Genomic DNA, 7,939 nt, shown 5'->3' on the forward strand with positions numbered 1-7,939 from the left:
TCCGACCGCTTCGACGAGCCGCCGTCCGACCAGAACCGGCCCTGGCCGGAGGATGTGCTGAGAACCGTTCTGACCGAGGCGACCCCGGCATTCAGGGCCTTGCTGGTCGCGCTGCTGCTGACCGCCCAGCGGATCAGCGACGTGATTGCCTACACGAGGGACCAGTATGACCCGAAGGCCCGGACGCTGCGGTTCCAGCAGTCCAAGCTGAGCCGTGTCGGTGGCTGGATGGTCCTGCACGTCCCCGCCCTGCTGACCGAAATGTTGGAGGCTTACCCGGGCGTAGACAACCTTCTGCTGTCTACACCGCAGGGCAAGCCGTGGAAGAAGGTGAACGCCGAGGAAACGCTGCGGAACATGCGCGAGCGCCTGGGCCTGCCGCGCTACACGCTGCACGACCTGCGGGCGACCGGACCGACGATCCTGAAGATGCTCGGCGTCGAGAACCGCGCCCTCCGGGCCATCACCGGGCACACGTCCGACCGCAACCTAGAGATTTATCTGCGGGGTGCCGACAATTACCGGCTGGCCGTGGAAACGCAGGACAAGCTGGCAGAAACCTTCGGATCACTCATTCGAGAGGCGACTGCGGCCGGCAACCAGAAGAAGCAGTCCGGGGCCACTGGGCGGGCGTCAAGACGGACGAAGGCCGAGTCGAAGCCCTCGTTAATCCGGCTGAGAAAATGAGGGACTGTCTACCAACTGTCTAACTGTCTAGCATCAGACAGTCTACGGAAAAAAATCTAATGAAATCAATGGAGCGGGTGACGGGAATCGAACCCGCACAGCCAGCTTGGAAGGCTGGAACTCTACCATTGAGCTACACCCGCAACGCCACAGGGTATAAGCGCAGCGCGCGCCGCCATCAATAGAGCCGGGCGGGACAATGCCGGGCGAGACAAGCCGCGCCCGCGCGGCTATGCTGCCGCCATGCCCGTCACGCACGAGGTTTTCAACCAGGCCGGCGAACCGCCGGCGCACGACGCCTTCACCGGCGATGCCGCCCTTCTCGAGGCGGTTTCCGCCTTCGGCGCCGGCTGGGCCGCCCCCCATCTCGCCGCGGTCGGCGCCCGGATCGGCTCGGCCGAACTGCGCGCCCTGGCGCGGGAGGCGAATCGCAACCCGCCCGAACTCGCCGCCTTCGACCGCTTCGGCCACCGCATCGACGAGGTCGCCTTCCACCCCGCCTGGCACCGCCTGATGGGCATGATCCGCGCCGACCGCTTCCACAGCCTGGCCTGGACCGAACCCCGCCCCGGCGCCCATGTCGCCCGCGCCGCCGTGGCCTATCTCTGGGGCCAGGGCGAGCCCGGCGTCTGCTGCCCCGCGGCGATGACCTTCGCCGCCACCGCCGCCCTCGCCCACGCGCCCGACCTGCTCGCCCGCTTCCGCGACCGGATTCTCGCGCCCGGCTACGACCCGCGCCCGCTGCCGCCGGCGGAAAAACCGGCCCTCGGCGTCGCGATGGCGATGACCGAGAAACAGGGCGGCTCGGATCTGCGCCAGACCCGCACCACCGCGACCCGCGCGGGCGATTCGTGGCGCCTGACCGGCCACAAATGGTTCTTCTCGGTCCCCACCAGCGACCTCTTCCTCACCCTCGCCCGCACCGGCGAGACGATCTCCTGCTTCCTCGCCCAGGGCTGGCGCGACGACGGCAGCCGCAACGCGGTGCGCATCCAGCGCCTGAAGGACAAGCTCGGCAACCGCTCCAACGCCTCCTCCGAGGTCGAGTTCGACGAGCTGGAGGCGGTCATGGTCGGCGCCGAGGGCCGCGGCATCGCCACCATCATCGAGATGGCGCATCTCACCCGCCTCGAATGCGCGCTCGGCGCCGCGTCGCTGATGCGCCAGGCCACCTCGCTCGCCCTGCACCACGCCGCCCATCGCCGCGCCTTCCAGCGCGCCCTGATCGACCAGCCGCTGATGCGCGCCGTCCTCGCCGACATGGCGCTGGAGGCCGAGGCGGCGCTCTGGCTCGCCCTGCGCGCCGCCGCCGCGACCGACGCCGCCGCCCGTAACCCGGCCGAAGCCGCCCTCGCCCGGATCATCGTCCCGGTCGCGAAATACTGGACCTGCAAGCGCGCCCCCGCCCTGCTCGCCGAGGCGCTGGAATGCCACGGCGGCAACGGCTTCGTCGAGGAACACCCGATCGCCCGGCTCTACCGCGAGGCCCCGCTGAACGGCGTCTGGGAAGGGGCGGGCAACGTCATCTGCCTCGACGTGCTGCGCGCGCTGACCCGCACGCCCGAGGCCGCCGCCGCCCTCGCCGCCGAACTCGCCCCCGCCCGCGGCGCGGACACCGCGCTCGATGCGCTGATCGCCGGCGTCGAGGCGATGCTCGAACGCCCCGAATCGGCCGAGCCCGTCGCCCGCCGCCTCGTCGAGCATCTCGCCCTCGCCCTCTCGGCCGCGCTGCTGCTCCGCCACGCCCCCGCCGCCGTCGCCGAGCGCTTCATCGCCGCGCGCATCGTCCACCCCGCGCTGGCCTTCGGCGCCGCCGGCGCCACCGGCGGCGACGCCGATCTCCTCGCCCGCGCCGCCGTCATCCCGGACGCCTGCCCAAACGCCTGAAGGACCGACCGCCCATGCCCGAACCCGTCATCGCCCCCTACGGCACCACGCGCGCCGGCGCGAAGGTGCGGCGGATCACCCTCGCGAACGCGGCCGGCATGTCGGTCAGCCTGCTCGACTATGGCGGCATCGTCGACGAACTCCTCGCCCCCGACCGCCGCGGCCGCCTCGCCAATGTCGTGCTGAGCTGCCCCACCCTCGCCGACTACGAGACGAAAAGCCCCTATTTCGGCGCGCTCGTCGGCCGCTACGCCAACCGCATCGCCGGCGCCGCCTTCACCCTCGACGGCGTCCGCCACACCCTGCCGGCCAACGAGGGCGCCAACACCCTGCATGGCGGCCCGGCCGACGGTCCCACGCCCAATTTCAGCCACCGCGTGTGGGACATCGTCGCCGCCACCGGCAGCGCCCTCACCCTCCGCCTGCACAGTCCGGACGGCGAGAACGGCTTCCCCGGCGACCTCACCGTCTACGTGACCTACACGCTGACGCCGGACAACACGCTCCGCCTCGACTATGCCGCCCGCGTCGCCGGCCGCGCCACGGTGCTCAACCTGACCAACCACGCCTATTTCAACCTCGCCGGCGGCGGCACGGCGCTCGACCACGAAATCGCCGTCGCCGCCGCGCGCTACCTCCCGCCCGATGCGGCGAACATCCCGACCGGCGCCATCGCCCCCGTCGCCGGCACCTGGCTCGACCTCACCCGCCAGCAGCGAATCGGCCCCGCCCGCGCCGGGCTCGACCACTGCTTCGTGCTCGACAAGCCCGAAGGCGTCATCGGCCCCGCCGCCCTCCTGCGCGACCCCGCCTCCGGCCGCGTCCTCGCCGTCGAGACCACCGAGCCCGCCGTGCAGGTCTACGCCGCCGGCAAGCTCGACCTGCCGCCCTACGGCCCCGGCGACGGAATCGCCCTCGAAACCCAGCATTTCCCCGATTCGCCGAACCGCCCCGCCTTTCCCTCCACCAGGCTCGACCCCGGCGAGGCCTTCCGTTCCAGCACCGTCTGGCGCTTCACCACCGACCAGACGAGAACATGACGAGAACAAATGGTTAATAAATTCTTACCAAACGTGTTGCCGATATGTTCTCTTCATGCAAAACTCATCCTCGACGGGCAACCCGGCGCCCGCTAGACTAATTTCGCGCTCCGGTTGCATCACGCCGGCCCGCCCAACACGCTTCAGGAGTTACCGATGGAAAAGAACAAGGCACTCGACGCCGCACTGGCCCAGATCGAGCGCGCCTTCGGCAAGGGCTCGATCATGCGCATGGGCTCGCGCAGCGAATCCGAGGCGATCGACGTCATTTCCACCGGCTCGCTCGGGCTCGACCTCGCCCTCGGCATCGGCGGCCTGCCCCGCGGCCGCGTGATCGAGATCTACGGCCCCGAATCCTCGGGCAAGACCACCCTCGCCCTGCACGCCGTGGCCGAGGCGCAGAAGCGCGGCGGCACCTGCGCCTTCGTCGACGCCGAGCACGCGCTCGACCCGATCTACGCCCGCAAGCTCGGCGTCGATGTCGACAACCTGCTGATCTCCCAGCCCGACACCGGCGAACAGGCGCTCGAAATCGCCGACACCCTGGTCCGCTCCGGCGCGATCGACGTCCTCGTGGTCGACTCCGTCGCCGCCCTCGTCCCCCGCGCCGAGCTCGAGGGCGAGATGGGCGACAGCCATGTCGGCCTGCACGCCCGCCTGATGAGCCAGGCGCTGCGCAAGCTCACCGGCTCGATCTCGCGCTCGAAGACCCTGGTGATCTTCCTCAACCAGATCCGCCTCAAGATCGGCGTCATGTTCGGCAACCCCGAAACCACCACCGGCGGCAACGCGCTGAAATTCTACGCCTCCATCCGCATGGACATCCGCCGCATCGGCTCGATCAAGGACCGCGAGGAAGTCACCGGCAACCAGACCCGCGTGAAGGTGGTCAAGAACAAGCTCGCCCCGCCCTTCCGCCAGGTCGAGTTCGACATCATGTACGGCGAGGGTATCTCCAAGGTCGGCGAACTGCTCGACCTCGGGGTAAAGGCCGGCATCGTCGAGAAATCCGGCGCCTGGTTCTCCTGCGACAGCCAGCGCATCGGCCAGGGCCGCGAGAACGCCAAACAGTTCCTCCGCGACAACCCCGACGTCGCCGCCTCCATCGAACAACGCATCCGCGCCCAGGCCAACCTCGTCGAAGCCGCCATGATCACCGACGAAACCGAAACCGAAGCCGCCGACTAATCTTCTGCTCCCCCGGCGGCGCCCCCGGCGCCGCCGCTTCTTCCCGATCGACCCGGCGGAACGACGGCTATGGGGGATAACTAACTATCTGCTTAGGAACGAACTGGCTGGTAAAGCAGACCTATACCCAAAGCTTGGAGTGTCGCATAAATCCTAATTTATGCGACACCCTTGCGGGTAGGACCGCGACCTCGCGCAGCGCGACCGGCAGGCCGGGCAGCGCGACGAACGCCGTCACGGCCGCGCTTAGTGACCTGCCGAACTATGTTGCAATTTGCGTTTGCAAAGCGACAATGCGCTTCGCCATCTCGTTCCGGACTCGTTCTCCATCAGGACAAGAGACGCATTCGATGAAGGAGTTCAGCGTGTGCATCATCGCGGCAACGGAAAAAAATAGATTCGTGATTGTCTCCTGATCGTCTTCCGTCACTTCCACGGTGACTTCAAAGTCGCCCGTCTCTGGATTTTTCACGAGATGCCGTAGGAGGGACGTTGAAGATGGGTGCGCGGCGCTCATGCTGAGACGGCGGAATTCGGCGTAGTCTTCTGTAGCACCATCGAGTGTCGATGGCCCCTTGACGTCAATTCGCTTTAATCCTTTGCCCAAATCAACATGTTCTTTAACCTGCGTCAGCATGCTCTGGTCTGTGACCGCCGGCATGACCAGCTTCGCAAAGCTAGCTTCGTTGACTAGGCCATCATCCGAAATTGCCTTCGCGAAGGACGTTCCTTCGTGCGCCAATCTCCGAAGCCAGAGAGAGTTTTCGAAGCAAGAACGCTGAAGCGTTTGGGCTTCGATGACGAGCCCTTGTTGAAAAAGGGCTATAGCTCCCTTGAAATTTGTGATCGTGCGGCAGAACAAAAGAACAGCAAACAGCTCTTTGCTTTCTTCAAGGGAGCAGGCGGGTTGAACCTGAGTTTCTGATAGCAGAGAAAGACAAGCACTCCTTAAGTCAGAGGCTAGGCTAAACCACTCGGCTATCAACTCCGTGCATTCCACGGCTGCGCTCCCGATCAAGGGTCTTGGACGGCCAGGATCGCACATAGCGTCGAGTACGCCAGGATTGCATCTGCGCGGCTCCACTGTGTCGTGTGGCGATCGGCATGTACAGCCAGGCTGCTGTAGTGGAACAGGGCCTTAGCTAGCCCATTCAGCCTTTCCCGCCTGTCCTGGTCATGATCTGATTTCGGCGGACCTGGCGGGATTTTTTCGATCTTTGCTCGCAGTTCGAGCGCTTGTCGAATTTTGGCGATGCAGCCTTCCCACCCGCTTTCTCCGCCCTGAGCTAGGTGGCCGGCAGCTTTGTCCAGTTGTTCCCACACGGTATTCCACGGAGGCGTGCGGCTGGCGGCTAGCGGAACCTCCACCAGGATGCTGCCCATGGGGGAGACGGCCCGGACCTGCGGAGCCCAGAGATCACGGCTTACCTGCACTTGGGCCGACATTGGCATACCGCCGTCAACCTTGAACATGCAGGCGTCCCAGGTCTTTTCTGTCGGGTTGAGGATGAGTGCGCTGCCCCGCACGGTCAGGCGGAAGTCTGCCTGCTCTCCATCACGAAGCCGCTCGATTGTCTCCAACCCGGCTAGATTCAGCGGCAACCGCAAGCAGCCCCTAATCACGGAGTTAATCCCATTTTGGGGGAATTTGTAGCCGGTGTGTATGACGTGGCTTTCAGGATCAGCCGCAACGCCGAGCGCGACTGGCACTGACTGCTTCCCTTGGAAATACAGATCAGCGGTGATGCTGCTGATGCTGGCGCACGTGTCCGGATTGATCTGGAGCGTGTAGCCGACATTTAACGAGACACCACCTGCCATCCTTTCGATCCTGACCATATCAGGCGAAAAATGGATCACTCCGGCGGGGCTATTGCCGTGCGGCCGGGAAGCCAGGTCATAAGCGATGAAGTGGACTGGGTACATTCGAGCCATGTTGTCCGTTAGCTTTCGTGCGCGGCTGGGTGGGTCTTGACTACGTTATCCGTTGGCCACTTTGCGCGGCCGACCGCCTTTGCGGCCATTTTCCCGAGAGCTGGCGGCCTTAGCGGGGCTACGCACGCTGCCCCCGGCCGCGCCGAGCTGGGCGGCCATCCATCGCTTGGAACCGAGCTGACCGGCCAGTAGGCCGGGCACGTATAGGTCCGCATCGAGCTTCGGCCAGTGAAGGCCCAGACCCGAGGGGCTGATTTCGATGGTGGCCAAGTCATCCGGTGAGGCGTCGGCCAAGCCCTCGGCCAAGCGCGGCGGGAAGCTGATCTGCACATCCGTGCTGAGCTTCACCACTACGCGCGACGTGCGCCGGTCATAGCGAGCGGCCACGGCATAGCCCGCCTGGCGGTGCGCCTGGGCGCGCTTTTCGGCCAGGGTGAACTCTTGTTCAGTAACGGCCATGAATATCCCTCCATTCGGAGCATAGGGTGGCGAGGTGGTCAACCAGGCCCGCCTCGATGCGGGCCACGTCCGACCGATTAAACCCATAGCTCTCACGCAACTCTGGCGGGCCGTCCGGGCAGTGCAGGATGAACACCGCCTCCCCGGCGCCGATCACGTGGACATGGGCGGGGCGATGGTCGTTCGGATAGATCACGACCCGTAGGCCGCCGATGCGCAAGATCGTGGGCATATTCCAATATAGCAAAACCTAATCGCTTAGGAAAGGACGCGTCCTGTCCCTGCGTCTCTGGATTGCGCAATCCAGAGGCGGGGCGTGAAATCGCCCCCTCCCCTGTTGTCCGCCAAACGGTCGATTGCCGGCGGATTGTCGCGCAATTTGTAAATCATACGACAATCGTCCTTCTTTGCACGTATATGACGTTCTCATGTCGCATATTTTTGTCGCTTGATACGATCTCTTGCGACAGAAATGCGCGACGGTCAGCAATGACGGCTATTGAGCTCTGTTGAAGTCAGGGCGTGCGTCTGGCTTGGGTCACCCCCACCGGCGCAAAAATTCTTGCCCACCCCCACCCGTCCGTGTTCCTGTTCCGTTCATGGACCTCGCCGCCCGCTTCCGTGCCATCACCGACGGCTTCTGCCACGCCGTCGCCGTGCGCGGGGCGGCGCGAAATCTGGCGCCTGACACGCGCGCCCTTTTGCTCCTCCTCTGGACCCGCCTGCGCCGCGCCGCCGCCCGC

General features: G+C 65.6%; 8 protein-coding genes and 1 tRNA gene. 4 read left to right on the forward strand and 5 right to left on the reverse strand.

Annotated elements, in window-relative coordinates; translation table 11 throughout:
• The coding region (locus APM_RS13670) for a site-specific integrase (protein ID WP_007423957.1) at positions 1-687 on the forward strand (687 nt) is incomplete at its 5' end.
• 69 nt (positions 688-756) lie between these two features.
• Here APM_RS13670 and APM_RS13675 read toward each other — a convergent pair.
• Positions 757-830: transfer RNA gene (locus APM_RS13675), tRNA-Gly, on the reverse strand.
• 100 nt (positions 831-930) lie between these two features.
• Between APM_RS13675 and APM_RS13680 the strand changes: the two genes are divergently transcribed.
• The 3 genes from APM_RS13680 (at position 931) to recA (ending at position 4,802) form a co-directional block, all read left to right on the forward strand.
• Positions 931-2,574: an acyl-CoA dehydrogenase family protein gene (locus tag APM_RS13680; protein WP_007423958.1), complete on the forward strand. Its 1,644-nt coding sequence runs from the start codon at positions 931-933 to the stop codon at positions 2,572-2,574.
• A gap of 14 nt (positions 2,575-2,588) precedes the next feature.
• Positions 2,589-3,614 carry an aldose epimerase family protein gene (locus APM_RS13685; RefSeq protein ID WP_007423959.1) on the forward strand — a complete coding sequence of 342 codons (1,026 nt, stop codon included), beginning with the start codon at positions 2,589-2,591 and terminating at the stop codon, positions 3,612-3,614.
• 156 nt (positions 3,615-3,770) lie between these two features.
• Positions 3,771-4,802 (forward strand): recombinase RecA, encoded by a 1,032-nt coding sequence (recA, locus tag APM_RS13690; protein WP_007423960.1) that lies wholly within the window; start codon positions 3,771-3,773, stop codon positions 4,800-4,802.
• A 262-nt stretch (positions 4,803-5,064) separates the two neighbouring features.
• Here recA and APM_RS13695 read toward each other — a convergent pair whose 3' ends face one another.
• The 4 genes from APM_RS13695 to APM_RS13710 form a co-directional block, all read right to left on the reverse strand.
• Positions 5,065-5,802 carry a DUF5677 domain-containing protein gene (locus APM_RS13695; protein ID WP_138919203.1) on the reverse strand — a complete coding sequence of 246 codons (738 nt, stop codon included), beginning with the start codon at positions 5,800-5,802 and terminating at the stop codon, positions 5,065-5,067.
• A gap of 14 nt (positions 5,803-5,816) precedes the next feature.
• Positions 5,817-6,623: a hypothetical protein gene (locus APM_RS13700; RefSeq protein WP_158004998.1), complete on the reverse strand. Its 807-nt coding sequence runs from the start codon at positions 6,621-6,623 to the stop codon at positions 5,817-5,819.
• A gap of 159 nt (positions 6,624-6,782) precedes the next feature.
• Positions 6,783-7,196: a DUF2442 domain-containing protein gene (locus tag APM_RS13705; RefSeq protein WP_039888838.1), complete on the reverse strand. Its 414-nt coding sequence runs from the start codon at positions 7,194-7,196 to the stop codon at positions 6,783-6,785.
• A complete protein-coding gene (locus APM_RS13710) occupies positions 7,183-7,428 on the reverse strand; it encodes a DUF4160 domain-containing protein (RefSeq protein WP_007423962.1) in 246 nt (81 codons plus the stop codon). The genes APM_RS13705 and APM_RS13710 overlap by 14 nt, the downstream gene beginning before the upstream one ends.
• Positions 7,429-7,939: the final 511 nt, after the last annotated feature.

The organism is Acidiphilium sp. PM (assembly GCF_000219295.1).
Classification (GTDB): Bacteria; Pseudomonadota; Alphaproteobacteria; order Acetobacterales; family Acetobacteraceae; genus Acidiphilium; species Acidiphilium multivorum.